This window comes from Thermococcus sp., from assembly GCF_027011145.1.
In the GTDB taxonomy this organism is placed as follows: Archaea; Methanobacteriota_B; Thermococci; order Thermococcales; family Thermococcaceae; genus Thermococcus.
In genome coordinates this window covers 1-1,942 of record NZ_JALVAO010000047.1, presented here as the reverse complement: position 1 = coordinate 1,942, position 1,942 = coordinate 1, and the positions used below count along the sequence as shown (strand labels likewise).

General features: G+C 53.5%; 3 protein-coding genes. All 3 read right to left on the bottom strand.

Going from position 1 to position 1,942, the window contains the following annotated elements:
• Positions 1–341, bottom strand: a 341-nt coding sequence (locus MVG27_RS05620; protein ID WP_297556339.1) for an ABC transporter ATP-binding protein, incomplete at its 3' end; no start/stop codon positions are given.
• Positions 322–936 (bottom strand): flavodoxin domain-containing protein, encoded by a 615-nt coding sequence (locus MVG27_RS05615; protein ID WP_297556338.1) that lies wholly within the window; start codon positions 934–936, stop codon positions 322–324. The genes MVG27_RS05615 and MVG27_RS05620, both read right to left, overlap by 20 nt.
• Positions 933–1,868, bottom strand: a complete 936-nt coding sequence (locus MVG27_RS05610) for an iron ABC transporter permease (RefSeq protein ID WP_297548786.1) — start codon at positions 1,866–1,868, stop codon at positions 933–935. The genes MVG27_RS05615 and MVG27_RS05610 overlap by 4 nt, the downstream gene beginning before the upstream one ends.
• Positions 1,869–1,942 lie beyond the last annotated feature (74 nt).

Genomic DNA, 1,942 nt, shown 5'->3' with positions numbered 1-1,942 from the left:
TTCTTACCCGGGGCGCTGAAGGTTCCCAGTTCGGGAGTAGCTCCAAGGAGGAGAAAGTCCAGAACCCTGAATGGAAAGGTCGGAACGTGAGTTTGAGGAACGAAGCCGATGAGCTTTGCCCTCTCCCTTGGCGAGAGCCTGTGGACGTCCCTCCCATCAACCAAAACCCGCCCTTCATGTGGCCTCAGCGTTCCATAGATTAGCTTAAGCAGGGTGCTCTTACCCGCTCCGTTAGGCCCTATTAACGCCACAAGCTCACCCGGATTAACCTTAAGGCTAACACCCTCTATTCCGAAGTCCCCGTAGGAGTAAGATACCTCCTCAGCCCATAGCCCTTTCAAGCTCCCTCACCTTCTCCATGAAATCGAAGTTCTTGGCCTTTTCAACCTCGCCCCGTTTGAAGTGCTTCCCGAACCAGTCGTAGTAGAGCAAAACCCTCCTCACGAACGCCTCGATGTCTTTCTCGTTGAAGAGGCTCTTTTTCTCAAGCTTTTCACCGAGGACCGCGTAGAACCTGACCATCTTTTTCCTGTCTTCCTCGCTCAGCTTATCCGGGTTTACCTCACCGCCGATTAGCGTCCCGTAGAAGGGCGGAATTTCGAAGGCCTCTATCAATGGCTGAGCATAGGCTATTCCGCCGTGTAGCTTCCCCATGAAGACCGAACCCGCTAAATGCATCGCAACCAGAAAGAATGCCTTTGGAACGTCCTCAAGCTCCTCCCTGTGCTTCTCAACCCACTCCATCAAATCCCAGTGCGGGCCGTCGCGGTAAACGGGAGCAGCGAGAACCACAAGGTCGTAATTAACGGCCGATGGGTTTTCCTCAACATGGGCAACTTCAACATCATGATTTCTCTCCTCAAAGAGCTTTTTAGCCAGACCAACGGCCTTTTCCGTCGTTCCATAACGGGTTGTGTAAACTATGAGAATCCTCAACTCCACCCACCTCCGGTCTTTCTGAGAAGATACCCGAAGAATGGAACACCGACGAGGGTCGTTATTATCCCTACGGGAACATTGCCGGGGAGAAGTCTAACGACGACATCCGCTAAGACCATCACCGTTATTCCTATTGAGATTGTCGCGGGGATTAGTCTTGAGTGCTCCGGGCCGACGAGCATCCTCGCTATGTGGGGAACAATTAATCCAACCCAGCCGATTATCCCGGTGAAGGAAACGACGAGTGTGGTCATCAGGGCCGAGATGAAGACGAAAAGGCCCCTCCACAGGTGAACGTTTAGGCCCAAAAGTTCCGCCTCATCCCCAAGGCTCATCGCGTTGAGGTTCCAGCGAAGGAGGAAGAGGAAGAACGCTAAGAGAACAACGCCGGGGAGTGAGTAAGCAACAGTTTTCCAAGTTGCGCTTGATAGACTTCCCATCAGCCATACCACAAGGGCTGATAAACTCTCGCTCGGAAGGAGGAGCTCGAGGAGCGAAAGCAGTGCCGAGAAGAGTGCGGTAACGATTATCCCCGCGAGAATCAGGGAAACTGTGGAAACCCTGCCGTTTATCCTTGCCATCCAGTAGGCGAGAAAAACCGCGAGAAGGCCGAAGATAAGAGCGAGCGGAGCTACTCCCGCGGAAGGCAGGAAGGCAACGGCTATTGCTGCACCTAAGGCCACCCCGGAGGAAACGCCGAGGATGTAGGTATCAACCAGGGGATTTCGAAAAACGGCCTGTAGGGTCATGCCACCCAACGAGAGAGCTATTCCCGCTGAGATGCCCATCAGAGTCCTTGGAAGTCTGATTTCCCGGATTATCGTTACGGCTCCCTGAGTTAGATGGAGGGGATTGGTTGGATAACTCCCCACGAAGATTCCGAGGAATACCGCGAGTGATGGCAGGACTATGAGGGCGAGCTTTCTCATTCCTCAACACCGCAGAGGCTGTAAAGCTCTTTTGCCGGCTTTCTCCAGTCGGGGAAGAGCTTTTCGTGGACGAA

What these genes read in the sequence shown, in the direction of transcription:
- MVG27_RS05610 (WP_297548786.1), bottom strand. Translation starts at nt 1,868, where the DNA reads ATGAGAAAGCTCGCCCTCATAGTCCTGCCATCACTCGCGGTATTCCTC.